The organism is Saccharopolyspora oryzae (assembly GCF_027853915.1).
In the GTDB taxonomy this organism is placed as follows: Bacteria; Actinomycetota; Actinomycetes; order Mycobacteriales; family Pseudonocardiaceae; genus Saccharopolyspora; species Saccharopolyspora oryzae.
This window is the reverse complement of the sequence record NZ_JAQGLA010000015.1, coordinates 1-15,299: the sequence shown is the minus strand read 5'-3', so window position 1 is coordinate 15,299 and position 15,299 is coordinate 1. Positions and strand designations below refer to the sequence as shown.

General features: G+C 71.0%; 14 protein-coding genes. 8 read left to right on the top strand and 6 right to left on the bottom strand.

The annotated features are described in order from the left end of the window. The first annotated feature begins 19 nt into the window (after positions 1 to 19). Together OU415_RS12900 and solA are read left to right on the top strand one after the other, a co-directional pair. The gene (locus tag OU415_RS12900; protein ID WP_270948933.1) at positions 20 to 418 is read left to right on the top strand and encodes a hotdog fold domain-containing protein; all 399 of its coding nucleotides are present in this window, start codon (positions 20 to 22) and stop codon (positions 416 to 418) included. 99 nt (positions 419 to 517) lie between these two features. After that, the gene (gene solA / locus OU415_RS12895) at positions 518 to 1,648 is read left to right on the top strand and encodes an N-methyl-L-tryptophan oxidase (RefSeq protein ID WP_270948932.1); all 1,131 of its coding nucleotides are present in this window, start codon (positions 518 to 520) and stop codon (positions 1,646 to 1,648) included. Between the two features lie 53 nt (positions 1,649 to 1,701). Here the strand turns inward: solA and OU415_RS12890 are convergent, their stop codons facing one another. Beyond that, on the bottom strand, positions 1,702 to 2,319 hold the full coding sequence (locus tag OU415_RS12890) for a GyrI-like domain-containing protein (RefSeq protein WP_270948931.1): 618 nt from the start codon (positions 2,317 to 2,319) through the stop codon (positions 1,702 to 1,704). Between the two features lie 103 nt (positions 2,320 to 2,422). Between OU415_RS12890 and OU415_RS12885 the strand changes: the two genes are divergently transcribed. The 5 genes from OU415_RS12885 (at position 2,423) to OU415_RS12865 (ending at position 7,976) form a co-directional block, all read left to right on the top strand. Beyond that, positions 2,423 to 3,079 (top strand): hypothetical protein, encoded by a 657-nt coding sequence (locus OU415_RS12885; RefSeq protein WP_270948930.1) that lies wholly within the window; start codon positions 2,423 to 2,425, stop codon positions 3,077 to 3,079. Then, complete coding sequence (locus OU415_RS12880; RefSeq protein WP_270948929.1) at positions 3,079 to 4,224, top strand: DUF371 domain-containing protein; 1,146 nt, start codon at positions 3,079 to 3,081, stop codon at positions 4,222 to 4,224. The genes OU415_RS12885 and OU415_RS12880 overlap by 1 nt, the downstream gene beginning before the upstream one ends. A 259-nt stretch (positions 4,225 to 4,483) precedes the next feature. Continuing rightward, on the top strand, positions 4,484 to 5,779 hold the full coding sequence (locus tag OU415_RS12875) for an MFS transporter (protein WP_270948927.1): 1,296 nt from the start codon (positions 4,484 to 4,486) through the stop codon (positions 5,777 to 5,779). A 259-nt stretch (positions 5,780 to 6,038) separates the two neighbouring features. Then, positions 6,039 to 6,860 (top strand): SAM-dependent methyltransferase, encoded by an 822-nt coding sequence (locus tag OU415_RS12870; protein WP_270948926.1) that lies wholly within the window; start codon positions 6,039 to 6,041, stop codon positions 6,858 to 6,860. A 336-nt stretch (positions 6,861 to 7,196) separates the two neighbouring features. Beyond that, the gene (locus tag OU415_RS12865; protein WP_270948925.1) at positions 7,197 to 7,976 is read left to right on the top strand and encodes an enoyl-CoA hydratase; all 780 of its coding nucleotides are present in this window, start codon (positions 7,197 to 7,199) and stop codon (positions 7,974 to 7,976) included. Positions 7,977 to 8,025: 49 nt separating this feature from the next. Here the strand turns inward: OU415_RS12865 and OU415_RS12860 are convergent, their stop codons facing one another. From OU415_RS12860 to OU415_RS12850, 3 genes are all read right to left on the bottom strand, one after another. Beyond that, positions 8,026 to 8,781 (bottom strand): SWIM zinc finger family protein, encoded by a 756-nt coding sequence (locus tag OU415_RS12860; RefSeq protein WP_270948924.1) that lies wholly within the window; start codon positions 8,779 to 8,781, stop codon positions 8,026 to 8,028. After that, positions 8,781 to 11,528 (bottom strand): DEAD/DEAH box helicase, encoded by a 2,748-nt coding sequence (locus OU415_RS12855; protein ID WP_270948923.1) that lies wholly within the window; start codon positions 11,526 to 11,528, stop codon positions 8,781 to 8,783. The genes OU415_RS12860 and OU415_RS12855 overlap by 1 nt, the downstream gene beginning before the upstream one ends. A gap of 278 nt (positions 11,529 to 11,806) precedes the next feature. Next, positions 11,807 to 12,637 carry an alpha/beta fold hydrolase gene (locus OU415_RS12850; protein WP_270948922.1) on the bottom strand — a complete coding sequence of 277 codons (831 nt, stop codon included), beginning with the start codon at positions 12,635 to 12,637 and terminating at the stop codon, positions 11,807 to 11,809. Positions 12,638 to 12,700: 63 nt separating this feature from the next. On the opposite strand from OU415_RS12850, the gene OU415_RS12845 reads away from it, so the two are divergent. After that, on the top strand, positions 12,701 to 13,258 hold the full coding sequence (locus tag OU415_RS12845; RefSeq protein WP_270948921.1) for a CGNR zinc finger domain-containing protein: 558 nt from the start codon (positions 12,701 to 12,703) through the stop codon (positions 13,256 to 13,258). 32 nt (positions 13,259 to 13,290) lie between these two features. Here the strand turns inward: OU415_RS12845 and OU415_RS12840 are convergent, their stop codons facing one another. Next, positions 13,291 to 14,070 (bottom strand): thioesterase family protein, encoded by a 780-nt coding sequence (locus OU415_RS12840; RefSeq protein WP_270948920.1) that lies wholly within the window; start codon positions 14,068 to 14,070, stop codon positions 13,291 to 13,293. A gap of 141 nt (positions 14,071 to 14,211) precedes the next feature. Then, a complete protein-coding gene (locus OU415_RS12835; RefSeq protein ID WP_270948919.1) occupies positions 14,212 to 15,141 on the bottom strand; it encodes a proline dehydrogenase family protein in 930 nt (309 codons plus the stop codon). Between the last annotated feature and the right edge of the window lie 158 nt (positions 15,142 to 15,299).

The window sequence follows — 15,299 nt, the reverse complement described above, 5'->3', positions numbered from 1 at the left end:
AACGGCGAGGAGAAAACCGATGGATGACAACGTGAACAGCACCACGTTGCGCGTGCGGCTGCGCGCCGACGACACCAAGTACGCCGGGGGCGTCATCCCGGCCGCGCACTACATGCAGCTGATGTCCGACGCGGGCGCGATGCTGGGCGTGCTGCGCGGCGAGTCCGCCGGATACCTGGCCCGCTGGGAAGGCGTCGACTTCACGTCGGTGTGCTACGTCGGCGACTACATCGAGGTGCGGTGCGAGCTGGTGCAGAAGGGGAACCGGTCCCGCCGGATGCGCGTCGAGGTGGTGAAGCTGATCAGCACGGATTCCGGCGGTCGCGGCCAGACGACGAAGGGCGTCGTGCACGAGCCGCCGGAGGTCGTCGCCCGGGGCGAGTACGTCAGCGTCATCCCGCGAGCCGACCTCGAGTAGCGGAGGACCGCGCGGAGCGCCTGCGGGCGCTCCGCACTTCCGCCGAGGAGACCTGGAACTTCGCGGGCGCGGGCCCGCCGGATGGTGGGGTGGTACCGGATGGACGCGGATGTCGCAGTCGTGGGAGTCGGCAGCATCGGCAGCCTGGTGATGTGGGAACTCGCTGGTCGGGGAGTCGACGTGATCGGCTTCGAGCAGCACGCGCCCGGGCACGACCGCGGTGCCGCGGGCGGTGAGACGAGGTTGTTCCGGGTGGCCTACTCCGACGGTGCGGCCTACATCCCGCTGCTCCGTCGATCGCGCGAGGCGTGGCTGCGGCTCTGCGAGGAGTCGGGGCACCGCTTGTTCGAGCCGTGCGGGGGCCTCACGATCGGCTCACCGCAACAGCGGCAGATCCTGGACCTGCAGGCGAACGCCGCCGCCGAGGGCGTCCCGGTCGAGGTCCTGTCCGCCGGCGAGATGGCGGAACGCTATCCGCAGCACCGCCTGCTCGACGGGGAGATCGGCGTGTTCGACGCGGCGGCGGGAATGGTGCGCTGCGACCTCGCCGTCCTCGCGGCCGCCGAGGTGGCCCGGGCGCGCGGTGCGCAGGTGGTGGCCCGCTCGCCGGTGGTGGCGGTCCGACCCGGCCGGGACGCCGTGCACATCGACACCGCGGACCGGACCTGGCGCGTCCGCCAGGTGGTGATCGCAGCCGGTGCGTGGTCCGGCGGCTTCCTCCCGGCGCAGTGGGCCTCGCGGGTCGAGCCGCGGCGCATCGCGCTGGGCTGGTACGCCCCCGAAGCCGTCGCGCAGTACCGGCCCGAGGTGTACCCCGTGGTCATCCGCGTGACCCACGACCTGTTCCTCTACGGGGCGCCCACCGTCGACGGCGCGACGGTCAAGGTCGGGGGAACGCAGCAGGCCCGCGCGATACCGGACCCGGACTCGTTCGACCGGCGGCACTCCCGGGAGGAGACCGAGGTGGCCCGCGAGGTCATCTCCGAGTTCTTCACCTCGCTGCGCCCGGAGCCGCTGCGGATGGACGCGTTCACCGACCTGTACACGACCGACGAGCGCCCGGTGCTGGGACGCGTCGGGGACGGAGGCCGCGTCGTGGTCGCCACGGGCGGCTCCGGCCGCGGCTTCAAGATGGCGCCGGCGCTCGCCGCCGCAGCCGCCGACGCGGTCGTCGACGGCACTGACGCGCCCATCCCGTTCCTGTCCCCGACCCGATCCGCGCCCGCCTGACGACGTCGTGAGCGCGAGAACCGGGTGGAGGCGGGTTTCGCGCTCACGACCGGTCACACCGCCTTCACCGGCTGCCGGAGGACGGTTTTGAGCTTCTCGGGTGGGGTTCGGCGGGGGTCGCTGAGGTAGATCTCGTGGTGGTCGCCGTTGAAGGTGAGGCCGTGGTCGGGGAAGTAGTGGTTGTGCAGGCGGTCCAGGGTGGGGGTCTCGTCGTCGTAGGAACCCCTGTGCAGGATCTGGACGCAGGTCCCCTCGGTGAGGGTGAGCAGGTGGACACTCTCCAGGGCGGGGTTGTCCTTCTTCTTCGCGACGGCGGCTGCGGACGTTCTGATCATGTCGTCGGTGATCCAGTCCGGCTGGTTGATCAGCATCGTCCAGTCCCAGGTGTCCTTGCGGCGCGCGACGAAGGCGTTGGGGTCGTCCGCTCGCCACAGGCCCTCGAGCGGTGCGACCACGAAGTCCCGGTCGAGGGTCTTCTTGCTGGTGAACTTCAGCGCGTACGCCACTCCGTAGAGGGCTGCGACCGCGTTCGCGTACGCCGGTGAGGTGTTCGGGTCGCCGTGGCCGTCGACCGCCAGGTACCGGAACTCGGGTACGTCGACGATCGTGAAGTCCTTCGCGGACGGGGCGTAGAGCCGCTTGTGCGTCTTCTTGACGTCGTACTTGTCCACCGCGTCTCCTCCTCGGGCAGGCCGCCACCTTAGTGCTGGAACCGGTGGCGCGTTGCTTTTCGCCGGTGGATGGGGCGCTGACCGCGGAAACTAGACTGGGCGCATGCGCAGGGTTGTGGGCAAGAACGTCGTGGAGTTCTCCGCGGAGCAGTTCGACGAGATGTTGGACGAGCACACCGCCGGGGTCGTCCTCGACGTCGGTGCCGGCAACGCCAAGCACGCCTACCACATCGCGCGCGCGGAGCCGGACAAGCTGGTGATCGCGCTCGACGCGGCCAAGGACAACATGCAGAAGGTCGCCGGGAAGACCAAGGTGTCCCCGGCCAAGGGCGGGGCGCCGAACCTGCTCTGCGTGTGGGCCTCCGCCGAGAAACCGCCGTCCGAGATCCACGGCGTCACGGAGCTGCACTCGCTGATGCCGTGGGGGAGCCTCCTGCGCGGCATGCTCGGCTCCGACACGGACATGCTGCTGGGGCTCGCGAAGCTCTGCGTGCCCGGCGCGGAGTTCCTGGTCACGCTCAACCTGCACGCGTGGCGTCCGCCTGTGCCCGAGGTCGGGGAGCACCCGGAGCCGACGCCGGACTCGGCGATGGAACAGCTCGCGCCGTACTACGCGGAGGGCGGCTGGACCTTGGACACTGCCAGGTACTTCGGTGCCGAGGAGCTGAACGCGCTGGCCACCTCGTGGACCAAGCGGCTGGGCTCGACCCGCGACGAACTCGACGTGCTCGGTCTCACCGGCGTCATCGGGAAGGCGTGATGGCGGGCGTGCTCCTGCGCATGACGTGCCGCGGTCATGCGAACATCCGCGCCACGCACGGGAAAACCCTGGAGTTCGCGGTCGACCCGGAGATCACTCCGCGGGCGACGTGCGTGGTCGGGGTCGCCGCTGAGGTCCACGAGCTCGACGCGCCGGGGATCGCCGGGCCGGTGCGGATCACCATCAGCGCCGGGGAGCGCAGCGCGACCGTGCGCGCGGTCGCGAACTCGATGTGGCGCCCGGGATCGACGGCCGTGGTGCGGCGGAGCTCCGAGCGGATGGCGAACACGTTGGCCACCGACGCGGACCTGGCGGCGAGCACGCTGCCCCGTGAACTGCTCGACGGGCTCAGCGATCCGGAGTCCGAAGTGGACATCACGGTGGAACGCGACTTCGACGTCGCCGGTGGGCTCGTCTTCTTCCACGCTCGGGAAAGCGACGTTCTGCGGCTTCGTGTGGAGATCGCCGCAGCCTCCTCCGTGGTCGTCGAGGACCAGGCGGCGCGCTCCCTGGTCGACTCGGCGCGGGGTGAGGACCGCCGGGCGCCCGTCATCGATGCGCGCAAGGCCGACCAAGGGCGACTCCGCGCTGCGTTGGAACAGGGCGAACGGGTTCTGGTGGTGTCTTCGAGCAGCACCCGCAGCGACGTGGTCGCCCGGCTGGTGACCGCGGACGTGCCGTTCGAGGTGATCGGCCTGCCGGCGCAGCTGGCAGTGGCCGCGACGTCGTCGAGCCAGGCGCCGGTGGTGCTGGTCGACGAGACCAACCGGCGCGGCATCGTCAAGGCCGTCCGCCGGCACGCGAACGCTGCGGTCGTCTTCCGGTGCGCCGCCGATCAGCTGTCCGGGATCGTCGAGGACGCGGGGGAGCGCGGGGTGGCGACGTTGCCCGTCAATGCTTCTGAGCGGCCACGGCTGGGCTCGGAGCTCCCGTCCGGATCGGCCGACGTGTACTGCTGCATCGCGCCCGTCGACGGGGCGGGGGAGGACACCGAGGTCGACGCGCCCCGCCTGATCCGTTCCCTGCTCGACCAGGGCGTCTCGCAGAAGACGATCTCCCGGGCGCTGATGGACTCGGCAGGCTGGTCGCGCCGCCAGGCCTACGAGGTGGTGCTGGGCCTCACCAAGGGCGACAGCGAGGAGTGACCGGCGCCTGACCCATCGCTCGTGTGGGTTACGTGGTCTCCCAGGGGTGACTACTGCGTGTTTCGGTTCACCTCGTTTCGGCTGGACGGCACGGGGGGTGGGCCCGGAGACTGGGTTCCGGGCCGCCGATGAGGGCTCGAATCCACTCGGACTGATGTGCCGGTCCGCGGAATCGCTCTTTATCGATCCAGTTCGTCGTGTCCTCGAAGCGCGGCGAGCTGGGCCCCACCAACTCCCGTCCTTCCCCGAGAGGAGAACTGTGCCCTTCGCGCTGGTCGCACTCGCCGTTGGCGCCTTCGGCATCGGTACCGCCGAGTTCGTGATGATGGGCGTGCTGCCGCAGGCTGCCGCCGAGCTCGGAGTGTCCATCCCGACCGCGGGGAACCTGATCTCCGGCTACGCCCTCGGCGTCGTCGTCGGGGCGCCCGCGTTGACGCTGCTGGGCGCCCGGTTGTCCAGGAAGACCATGCTCCTGCTGACGATGGGCCTGTTCACCGCGGGCAACGCGCTCTTCGCGCTGGCGCCCAGCGCCGGGGTCGGCGTGATCTTCCGGTTCCTGACCGGGCTGCCGCACGGTGCCTTCTTCGGCGCCGGGGCCGTGGTCGCCGCCAGCATGGCCGGCGCGGGCAACCGGGCCAAGGCCGTCTCGATGATGTTCATGGGCCTGACCCTGGCCAACGTCGTGGGCGTGCCGCTGGGCACGCTGCTCGGGCAGCAGTTCGGCTGGCGGGCCACCTTCGTCGTGGTCGCCGCGGTCGGCGCCCTCGGCGTCGCCGCCATCGCCCGGCTGGTCCCCGACCAGGGCCGACCCGCTGCCGGCCGGTCCGCGGTGCGCGAGCAGCTCGCCGCGTTCCGCTCGCCGCAGGTGTGGCTGGCGCTGGCCATCGTCACCTTCGGGCTCGGCGGCACCTTCGCCGTGCTGAGCTACCTGACCCCGATCCTCACCGACGTCTCCGGCTACTCGCCGACCGCGGTCACGCTGGTCCTCGCGCTGGCCGGGCTCGGCATGACCGTCGGCAACTTCCTCGGCGGCCGGATCGCGGACAAGGCCGTGATGCCCGGCGTCTACGCCGCGCTGATCGGGGTCGCCGCGGTGCTGGGCGTGTTCACCTTCACCTCCGGCAACAAGATCACCGCAGCGGTGACGGTCTTCGCCATCGGCGCCGTCGGCTTCATGGTCGCGCCGATCATGCAGGCCCTGGTGATGGACAAGGCGGGCGGCGCGCCGTCGCTGGTGTCGGCGGCCCTGCAGTCGGCGTTCAACATCGCCAACTCCATCGGCGCCTACGCCGGTGGCCTGGTGATCGCGGGCGGCCTCGGCCTGCTGGCCCCGAACCTGGTCGGCGTGGGGCTCGCAGCGGTCGGCCTCGTCCTGGCCGCAGCCCTGGGCGGCCTGGACCGCAAGCGCCCAGCGGTCCCGGAACCCGCAGTCGCCTCCCCGGCACTCCCCGAACCGGCAGTCGCCTCCCCGGCAGTCGCCGAACCGACCGAGCCGGTCGCCGAACCGGTGGCGATGCCGCGGCCAGCGGCGGTGCCGCAGCCGGTCGCGGCCTGACCTCCGCGGCGCGCTTCGGCACGCTGGAGTCAAAATTCCATTGAAATCGGACGTCCAATTTCAATGGAATTTGCGTCCCCCCGGCACCTCCGTCGGAGCCCGTGAGTCTTTTGGGTCGCCATGGCAGCCCGAAGGACTCACGGGCTTCGTGCTGGGCTCCTGGTCGTCCGGCGGTTTCGGGAAAACCGGGTCACCTCGGGTGGCGGGATCGGTACGCTCCGGCGCGGAGGGGACGTGATCACCTCGGGGAGGCGACTGGATGAGCTGGAGCAGATCGGGATCGTCGACCGGCGAGTCGGTCGACCTGCGCACGGAAGTGCCGCACTCGGCGCGGATCTACGACTACCTGCTCGGCGGGCGGGACAACTTCGCCGTCGACCGGGACGCCGCCGCCGAGATCGTGCGGGCCGTACCGCACATGCGGACCTCGATGCGGGCCAACCGGGAATTCATGTGCCGGGCAACGAGGTTCCTGGCCGAGCGCGGGTTCCGGCAGTTCCTCGACATCGGCACCGGGCTGCCGACCTCGCCGAACCTGCACGAGGTGGCGCAGGACGTCGCGCCGGAGTCGCGGGTGCTCTACGTCGACAACGACCCGATCGTGCTGGCCCACGCCCGCGCGCTGCTGACCAGCGCGCCCGAGGGCAGAACCGCTTACGTGGACGCGGATCTGCGCGATGCGGGCGAGATCCTGGAGTCGGCGGAGTTCGCGGAGGTCTTCGACCTCGACCAGCCGGTGGCGCTGAGCCTGATCGCGATCCTGCAGTTCCTGCCGGACGAAGCCGAAGCGCTCGGCGTCGTCCGCCGGCTGCTGGACGCCCTGCCCAGCGGTAGCGCGCTGGCGCTGTCGACGGTGACCGCGGACAGCGCGCCCGGGGTGACCGACAGCGGCGTCGCCGCGTACCGGTCCAGCGGCATCAACACCAAGGCCCGCACCGCGGCCGAGGTGACGGCCTTCTTCGACGGGCTCGACCTGGTCGATCCGGGAGTGGTGCTGGTCCACCGGTGGCACCCGGACGAGGCCGAGGAGATCCCGGACGAGCAGATCTACATGTACGGCGCCGTCGGCATCAAGCCCTGAGTGCTTGTCTTTGAACTCCTTTTGCATGGCGGTGCCGGTAGCGGAACCTCAGCGCCCGCCTGGTCTGCGGGTGCCCAGCCTTATGTATGCCAATACACGGCGGCTGGGCCGTCCTCGCCAGGCGAACGCTGAGAACCCGCGGCGGTGCAAGTGCCGAGGGTGGGCTATGCGCCTGCGGCGCATCAAAGACAAAACGAGGATCGAAGAAATGCGCTGAGAGCTCGTCCGGCCTGCGCGTTCTGCCGCTCGGTCGTTAGCGTTGCGAAATGGGTCTGGTTCCCGCGCGTCCGGGCGCTTAGGGTCGGCCGCGACGGACCAGCGGTGGACGGAGCGGCCTTGAACGAGATCAGCAACACCGAGCACGCGACCGGCGTGGTGGACGACGACGGCATCGCCACGGTCACGATCCGCAACGCCAAGGTGCTCAACATCGTCAACAGCGCGGTCAGCGGCGAGGTGACCGCAGCGATCGCCGAGCTGGCCGAACGGCCCGAGGTCCGGGCGCTGGTGCTGCGCGGCACCGGCGACCGGGCGTTCATCGGCGGTGCCGACATCACCGAGATGGCCACGTTGGAGCGGGGCAGCGCCGAGGTGTTCATCGACGGCCTGCGGCGGCTGTGCCAGGCGGTTCGCGACTTCCCGGCGCCGGTGATCGCGCGCATGCCGGGCTGGTGCCTCGGGGTGGGCGTGGAGGTCGCGGCGGCCTGCGACCTGCGGATCAGCAGCAGCACCGCGAAGTTCGGGATGCCGGAGGTCGCCGTCGGCATCCCGTCGGTGATCCACGCGGCCCTGCTGCCCAGGCTGATCGGCGGCGGCCGCGCCGACTGGCTGATGCTCACCGCGGAGAACATCGACGCGGAGACCGCGCTGTCGTGGGGCCTGGTGAACGAGGTCGTCGCCCTCGAGGAACTCGACGATGCGGTGGCCCGCACCGCCCGCCGGTTCGCCGAGTTCGGCCCGGCCGCGGTGCGCCAGCAGAAGAAGCTGCTGCGTTCCTGGGAAGCGCTTCCCCTCGACCAGGCCATCGCGGACAGCGTCGCCGAGTTCGGCACCGCCTTCGACACCGGCGAACCGCAGAAGTACATGACCGAATTCCTGAACCGCAAGCGGAACTAGGCGGCGCCGGGTCGTGAGTGCGTAACAGTGTTCGAACACTGTTACGCACTCACGACCCCTCGGCCAGCTCCCAGGCGCGGCGGCGGGCTCGCTGCGCAGCGGCGATGAGCTGCTGCCAGGTGTGCTCGTCGACGTCGGGCGCTGGGCCGAGGAGGTGCAGCGCTTCGGGGGTGCGGTCGTCGGGTCGGTGCGGGTGCACCTCGATCGCCGCGAGGTCACCGCGTGCGGTGAACAGCGTCGACGGGTCCAGCTCCGGCGTGGAGCGGGCCGCGCGGAGGTCCGCGAGGAGCGGGTCGCGGTCTCGGCCGCGCAGGCGGGTCAGCAGGAACGGGTCGTCGTCGAGCCGGGGTGCCAGCACGTAGTGCACGGCTGTCGCGTGCGCGCAGGGTTCGGCGCGGCTGCGGCACGTGCAGGTCGACCCGAGTTCGCCGGTCCGCGGGAACAGCGAGAGGTCCACTTCGCGCAGCGTGTCGTCCACGTCTTCCGGCAGCTCGCCCCGCAGGAGCGCGGCTGCGTGCCGGAGCTGCCCGGCCAGCGCTGTGACCGCCGTGCGCCATTCCGCGTCGGTGAAAGCGGGCAGCGTCAGCACCACGTCGAGGACCTTGCCGCGCGCGTGCACTTGGGCGGTGACGGATCCGGGGGCGACGACGAGGTCCTGCACGGCTCCGTGGCGGGCCAGCGAACGTCCGTGCGGCAGGCGGGGGTTCGGGTAGGTGGCGCCGAGCGATTCCAGCGCGCGCCGCCAGCGCCGACCCCACCAGGTGGAGCCGAAAGCCGTTGCTTCCGAAGGGCGTTTGTTCGACATCAGTCCTCCGTGGACAGTTCGACGAGCTCGCGCAGCGCCTCGTCGGTCAGCTCGGTCAGCCAGGACTCGCCGCTGCCGATCACCGAATCGGCCAGCGCGCGCTTCTGCTCCAGCAGTTCGGTGATGCGCTCCTCGAGGGTTCCGTGCGCGACCAGCTTGTGGACGTGCACGCTGCGGGACTGGCCGATCCGGTGCGCGCGGTCGGTCGCCTGGTCCTCGACAGCCGGGTTCCACCAGCGGTCGTAGTGCAGGACGTGCGTGGCACGGGTCAGGTTCAGGCCGGTGCCACCGGCTTTGAGGCTGATGATGAGCACCGGGGGAGCGGTGTCGTCGTCCTGGAACGCGTCCACCATCGCCTGCCGGCGCGCGGTGCTCAGCCCGCCGTGCAGGAACGGCACCTCGGGCAGGCCCAGCTCGTCGGCCAGGTGACCGGCCAGCAGCTCGCCCATCACCCGGTACTGGGTGAACACCAGCGCCCGATCGCCGGCGGCGACCACCTCGCCCAGCATCTCGGCGGCGCGGGTGAGCTTGCCGGATCGCCCGGGCAGCGGGCCGGATTCGCCGAGGTAGTGGGCCGGGTGGTTGCAGATCTGCTTGAGCGCGGTCAGCAGCTTCAGGATGCGGCCGCGCCGACCGATCCCGGTGCCCAAGCCCGCGTCCAGCGAGTCGCGCACCGCCTTCCGGTACAGCGCGGCCTGCTCGTCGGTCAGCGCGCAGGTGACCACCGATTCGACCTTGGGCGGCAGATCGGTGGCGACCTCGTCCTTGCGGCGGCGCAGCAGGAACGGCGCGACGATCGAGCGCAGCCGCCGGGTGGCCTCGGCGTCGTGCCACCGCTCGATCGGGACCGCGAACCGCTCCTTGAAGCGGCCGGGTCCGCCCAGCAGACCGGGGTTGGCGAAGTGCATGATCGACCACAGCTCGGCGAGCCGGTTCTCCACCGGCGTACCGGTCAGCGCCACCCGGGTGCGGGCGCGCAGCCGGCCGGCGGCCTGCGCGGTCTGCCCGGAGTGGTTCTTGATCTGCTGCGCCTCGTCCAGTACCACGACATCCCAGTCCACATCGGACAGGAGCTGGAAGTCGGTGCGCAGCAGGGGATAGGTGGTGATGACCACGGATCCGGGCGTGAACGCGGCCGGGTCGAGCGGGCGCCGCGGGCCGTGGTGGCGCAGCACCGGGAGCTTCGGCGCGAACCGGTGGAGCTCGCGCTGCCAGTTGTCCAGCACTGACGTCGGGCACACCACCAGCTGCGGTCGGTCCCCGGCGCGGGCGGCCAGCAGCGCGATGGTCTGCAGCGTCTTGCCCAGACCCATGTCGTCGGCGAGGACCGCGCCGAAGCCCAGCTCGGCCATGTTCTGCAACCAGGCGGCACCGCGCTGCTGGTAGCTGCGCAGCGTCGCATCGACACCGGTCAGCACGGGTTCGGACGTCGGCTCGCCCAGGCGTTCCACCAGCGCTCGCAGGCGGCCACCGGCGGAGACGTCGACCTCGCCGAACTCGGTGGACCGCCGTCCTTCCAGCACTGCGGCCAGGGCTTCGGACTCCGAGAACGCCTGGGCCTTCCCAAGCCTGGCGCGGACTTCCTCGGCTTCCCGCACGTCGATGCTCACCCAGCGGCCGTGCCAGCGCACCAGCGGACGGCCCAGCGCGATCAGCTCGTCGAGCTCCTCCGCGCGCAGCACCTCGTCGCCGATCACGGCTTGCCAGCGGAACTCCGCGCCGTCCTCGGCGTGCAGGCGTCCGCGCAGCCGACGCACTCCGGCGAGGTCGCTCGGCACGTCGACGGCGATGCCCGCCGCGGTCAGCTCCGGGCTGGTCGCCAGGAACTCGGCGGCCTGGTTGGCGTCCAGGCGCGCTCGGGTGGGGCGTTGCTCGGACAGCGCCGCATCCAGCGGGCGGAAGATTCGCGCGGCCTCGGCCAGGCCTTGCACCAGTGCGTCTTGCGGTGCACCGATGGTGGTGCCAGGCAGCTCCAAAGTGGCGTTGCCGGCCGACCAGACGCGTTCGGCGGACACCGAAACCCGCGGCTCGGCGGCGGATTGCAGGTGGAAGCCCACCAGCCAGGGTTCGTCGTCATCAGCGGGGACCTCCAGGCGGAGCTCGAGGTTCCCGCCGAGCGGCTCGACCGGGTCCGACGGCAGCTCCCGGGCCCATTCCTGCAGCGCGGACCGTGTGGTCCCGTCCAGCTGCGCGGTCGGATCCGGGCTGGTCAGCGCTGTGATCCACGCTCCGGCGTCGGTGATCGCCTCGCCGCGTGCGCAGGTGTCGGCGACGGTGTCGCCGAAGGCGGCCAGCATCTCCGGTGCGGTCCACATCCCGCCGTCGCGGCGCAGCGCGTGCGCGGCCGGGGGCATCGCGCCGGCCAGCGCGGCGAACCGGGTGTCGTGCAGGTTCGCCAGCCGCCAGCACGCTGTCTCGCCGCGCACGTCGGGGACCAGGTGCCCGGCGGTGACGTGCTCCAACGCCAGTTTCGCTGCCACACCCCAGGCGATCAGCGAATCCCCGGGCCGCTGCCACGCGGGCCAGCGGTCCGGGGACGGCAGCGCGGCCAGCGGCGCGAGCGCGTCGGCGATCGGCACCACGACCGAGGGCAGATCAGCCGCCGCGACCTCGCCGTCGTCGGGCAGCACGGTGGCCAGCTCGTCCTCACCGCCGTTCGGGAAGCCGAGTTCGCGCGCCGCTTTCGCGGGATCCGCCGTGCCCCAGAGGGCGAGTTCGGCTCGGTCCGGGCGGAACGTCGCCTGCAACCGGTCTGGAATGCCGGATCGTCGAGCGGAAATTGTCGGTCCTCCGTCCAGCAGTCGTCGAAGGGCACAAGACACCCCCGACTGCGATTTCCCGTGCGCCGAACAGTACCGGAAACAATCCGGCATTTCCAAAAACGCAGTTCACCGAAGCAATTTGACAAATTGCCGGTACCAGTGTCAGTCGCGACTTGACTTTTTCGCTATCAGGTGGCCTGACCTGGTGTTTCGTGGAGTCGTGAGTGGCGGTGGCGGTTCTTGCGACCATCGCCGTTCACGAGTTAGGAACGGCTCTCGAAGAACCGGATCAGCTCAGCGGCGGTATCCCGCGGGTTGTCTTCGGCAACGAAGTGCCCGGCACCGGGAACGGTTGCTCGACGGGCGCCGGGAATGGCCGCGGCGAGCCGATCTCCGACCGATGGGACGAGCCATTCGTCGTGTTCACCCCACAGCACCAGCGTCGGCGCGGTGACCTCGTCGAGGCGGGCGACGGCTTCGCAGGTGTCCTCGAAGCTGATCGCCGCAACCTGGTCGACCCACCGCTGCTGCCCGTCGCTGCCCGTCCACGGCTCGAGGTAGGCCGCCGCGGAGGCGTCGGACATGCGGTGCGCGGCGGTGCGCATGCGCGGGGCGATGATGTCGGCGAACACGCGCGGCGGCATCGTCCGGTAGGCCTCCGCGTAGCGCTGCATGTGCTCGGTGAACGGCGTGTTCCACGGCCCGATCACCGCCGCGTCGAGCAGCGCGAGGTGGCTGGCCGGGACCTGTTCGACCAGGTGGGCCCGCATCACGGTGCCGCCGCCGATGTCGTGGCCGACGAGGCCGGGCGACTCCAGGCGCCAGTGCTCGACGAGCTCGGCCAGCGTCCGGGCCTGCCGCGCGATGGACGGCGCGATGCCCGGGTCCGGGCGCGAGTCGCCGAACCCGAGCAGGTCCCACACGTGCACGGTGAACCGCTCGGCCAGCACCGGGACGACGTCGCGCCACAGGTACGACCACGCGGGCGTGCCGTGCACGAGGACCACGGGCGGCCCATCGCCGAACACGCCGGTGGCGACCTCGCCGCCGGACACCCGGACCCGCCCGTCGAGCCGCCAGGTCGTGGATCCCATCGAACCTCCAAGCTAAGGTGTGAAAGTGAGTTTCACCGGTTACCGTAGCGGGCGAGGTAAGCTTTGAAAATAGATTTCAACGATTACGCAAGGGGTGCTGGTCTCGCGACCGACCTGGTCAACACCGCACCGGAGGTCCGCCGCATCGCGGGCGAAGCCCTGGCGGCGCTTCCTGACCTGCGAAGATTCCTGGACGAGCGCGGAGTCGATGCGGAGCTGACGGCGGACGACCTCGCCGAGGTGCACGAACTCCGCCGGGAACTGCGCGTCCTCCTCGACGCGGAGGACGAAGACCAGGTTGCCGAAGGCGCAGCGGACCTGGTGCGACGGGCAGGCATCGGCCCGCTCCTCGGCCGGGACGCCGACGGCCGGTGGAAGTGGCAGGTGGAAACAGCCCCGGATTCACCCCTGGTCGACGAACTCGCGGCACTCGCCGGCCTCGGCCTGCTCGGAGCGCTGCGCGCGTTGGGGCACAACCGCTTCCGCCACTGCGCCTCGCCGGACTGCGAAGGTGCGTTCGTCGACACCAGCAAGGCGGGCCGCCGCCGCTACTGCACCCCGGACCTCTGCGGGAACAGGATCAACGTCGCCAACCACCGAGCCCGGCACCGCACCACCTGAAGGGGCTTCCGGAAGCCCCTGCGGCGGCGGAGTTACTGGCTCAGGGATCGGACGGTGAGCATCTGCTCGGCGCGGCCGACCGGGCCCCGGGTGTCGTGCAGGACTGTGCTGGTGATGCCGCGACCGTCGGCGCCGAAGATGACCGCGGTGTCCAGGCCGGTCCAGTCGCCCTCCGGCTGGCGGTGGAAGTGGATCGTCAGGTCGACGTTGGGGAACATCCACTCCGTCGGGTGCTGGCGGACGGCGATGCCGTTGGCGGTGTCGACGAGCGCGACGTACGACGCCACCGGGCCGGCCTGCTCACCGGCGACCAGGTCGTAGGAGGTCGACACCCACGCCGTGGTGCGCCCGGGCTGCGGTTCCCCGACCGTGCGGGCCTCCAGCGACGCGATGAACCCGCCGTCCCACACCGAGCTCATCGGCCAGGGCTCCAGCGCGTCCGGGTGCGGCAGCGGTTCGGGCTGGCCACCGGAGACGGAGCTGGTGTCCTGCGCGGAGAGGTACCAGGCGCGGGCGCGGACCACGGGGCGCCCGCCGATGATCGCGGTGGCCTCCACCAGCTCGATGGTGCGGCCCGGGCGCAGCGTCTCCACCTGCACCTCGAACTCGTCGAGGTCGATCTTGCCCAGGATGTCGAAGCTGATCCGGCTGATCAGCAGGCCCGGACGCGGTCCGACCGAGCGCTCGATGGCGTGGACCAGCAGTCCGCCCAGCGGGCTGAAGTGCTGCTCGTCGCTGCGCCACGCGCCGCTGGCGTGGGCGGTCGGCTTGAACCGGTTCGCGTCGAGCCGTTCGAAGTAGCTGGGCTTCAACGAAATCCCTCTTCCCGCTCGTGGTCGTGCCGTTCCAGGGTATTTGCGGGGAAGGCCCGGCCGAACGGGAAGTGTCGATCCCCACGTGAACAGGCCCGGCCCGGAAGGGGGATCGGGCCGGGCCTGCTCGTCGGGGGTGCGTCAGCTCTGGGTGATCAGGGAGCGCAGGAAGAACGCCAGGTTCGCCGGGCGCTCGGCGAGACGGCGCATGAAGTAGCCGTACCACTCGTCGCCGTAGGCCACGTAGACCCGCAGCTTGCCGCCCTCGGCCGCGATCCGCCGCTGCTCCTCGGTGCGGATGCCGTACAGCATCTGGTACTCGAAGCTGTCCGCGTCGCGCCCGGCCCGGGCCGCCAGGTCGGTGGCGATCGAGACCATCCGCGGGTCGTGGCTGGCCACCATCGGGTAGCCCTCGCCGTTCATCAGGATCTTCAGGCAGCGCACGTAGGAGCGGTCGACCTCGCCCTTGTCCTGGTAGGCCACCGAAGCCGGCTCGGAGTAGGCGCCCTTGCACAGGCGCACCCGCGAACCCTCGGTCGCCAGGTCGCGGCAGTCCTGCTCGGTGCGGTGCAGGTAGGCCTGCAGCACCGCGCCGACCCACGGGAAGTCCACCCGCAGGTCGCGGAGGATGCCCAGGGTGGAGTCGGTGGTGGTGTGGTCCTCCATGTCCAGGGTGACCGTGGTGCCCGCGTCGGCCGCTGCCTCGCAGATCAGCCGCGCGTTGTCCAGCGCGATCTTCTCGCCGTCGCTGGGCAGGAACTGGCCCACGGCGGAGAGCTTCACCGACACCTCGGCCCGGTCGGCCAGGCCCTCGGCCTTGAGCACCGAGAGCATCCGCTCGTAGGCGCGGACGGTGTCGTTGGCCTGCTGCGCGTCGAGGGTGTCCTCACCGAGGTGGTCGAGGGTGACGTGCATGCCCTGGTCGCGGAGCGCGCGGGTGGCGGTGACCGCGTCCTCGGGGGTGGTCCCGGCGACGAACCGCTTGACGACCGGCTTGGTCAGCGGGTTGGCCTCGACGAGGTGGCGCACGCCCTGGGAACGGGCGGCGGCCAGCAAGGTGCTGCGCAGCATTGCGGCTCTCCTTCTGGTGAAAGGAAGTTCGGGGTTGGATCTCCTGCCTTCCGCGTTGCCTGCTTGATGCGTGCCGCGGTCCGCCGAGGCCTCGGAGCGGCACCGGCGTTTCGGTTCGGAGTGAGAGGTGTCGGGGGTCGTCAGCGGCGATGGTGGTC